The following is a 1,415-nucleotide window of genomic DNA, read 5'->3' as shown; positions in this document are numbered from 1 at the left end:
AATTAGCGACCTGGCTTACTGAACTGCTATCACTGCGTGAACAACTTGCAGAGTTGAAAGCGTTGCCGCCGATAGGTTAGATTGTGTTGAGTGATTATGATTCTGACGGCACACGAACGGCACGAGTAGTTTGCCTACACGACCACGCTGATTGGGATAACTTTCAGGACGGCACACTATTATATCTAGAAGCCAAGTTATCGGAGGACTAATGCTAATCGGCTTTGTTCTTCTCATTACTTCATGCTTTAACGATAGTTGCAATGCCATACCAGTTACCGAAGATATCTACCCTACTCAATCCGAATGCCTGACCACTTCAGAGCTGATTAAAGAGCGCAGGCCCACTGTTGTGCTCATGTGCAGCGAAGTGTATCGGTAACTCGTTTTAACCCCACCACGGAACTCTCAGTAAACGGATTTCACTATCTGGAGTTCATCATGGGGTTTGACGCCTGCAAATCAGAAATCGAGGCTGCTAGCGGCATCGTGAAGGATGGTAAGTGATTCCTCGGCATGGAAGTCAATGCTATAATCACCCCAACAATGAGCCTAAGTGAGGTTTTATGATTTTTCGTTTTTATGGTGGGCCAAAAAGCGGTAAGGATTTAGATATTCCTACCAATGAAGATGGTAATCCACCAGAATTTTGGAATGTAGCTCCTAATCCTGAGCCTCTCACAATTTTAACTCCAAAAAACGCATACATTTGCAATAAAAAAATTTCAATTCATCGCTACAAGCTTATTCAGGTTTGGCGCGGTGACAAGTTTATAGAGTATGTTTATCACTACGATGATTAAATCTAATTATTGACAATCAGGCTGCCAATCGGCGGCCTTTTTTACGCCTGAAATTTGAGGTATTCCTTGATGATCATCGTCAAATTACTCCGCGCTTACTTCACTAAAACCGTATGGACAGATTGCGAGAAAGCAATCAAAGGGAAACGGACTTCATCTAAATAAACTGGAGATTCCCTATGAAAACTCACGACCTGAAAATCAGGCCGGAATTCTTTGCGCCCGTTCGTCAGGGAGTGAAGACCGCCGAGGTGCGCCTGAATGATAGAGATTACATGGCTGGTGACCTATTAATTCTTAATGAATTTAATGGCGACCAATACACCGGAAAAATTGTTATCCGGCAGGTGACGCATGTTGCGGATATTGGCGAGTTAAAGGCTGGGTATGTATTGCTAAGCATGATTCCTTTTGAAATGGCAGAGGTGGCCTGATGGACGATATCAGCGAACTAATTCTTACTGTTGGTCGCACGCCGGATGATGGGCGTGACCACAAAGACTGCTACCTGTGGGACATGAAAATAAAGCAGCGACTACGAACCGGCGATAAATCAAAGAGACCGGTACCGACGCAAGTTGTCCCGCCGACTCCAGTCAAGACAGTGAAGGC

Annotated in this window: 2 protein-coding genes; both read left to right on the top strand. The window is 44.7% G+C overall.

Annotated elements, in window-relative coordinates:
• The first annotated feature begins 566 nt into the window (after positions 1-566).
• Positions 567-803: a hypothetical protein gene (locus V2A85_RS23655; RefSeq protein WP_420072547.1), complete on the top strand. Its 237-nt coding sequence runs from the start codon at positions 567-569 to the stop codon at positions 801-803.
• Positions 804-982: 179 nt separating this feature from the next.
• Complete coding sequence (locus V2A85_RS23650) at positions 983-1,237, top strand: DUF3850 domain-containing protein (protein WP_420072546.1); 255 nt, start codon at positions 983-985, stop codon at positions 1,235-1,237.
• The last annotated feature ends 178 nt before the right edge of the window (positions 1,238-1,415 follow it).

Source organism: Yersinia sp. 1252 StPb PI, from assembly GCF_048593885.1.
In the GTDB taxonomy this organism is placed as follows: Bacteria; Pseudomonadota; Gammaproteobacteria; order Enterobacterales; family Enterobacteriaceae; genus Yersinia; species Yersinia enterocolitica_E.
This window is presented reverse-complemented; position numbering and strand designations above follow the sequence as displayed.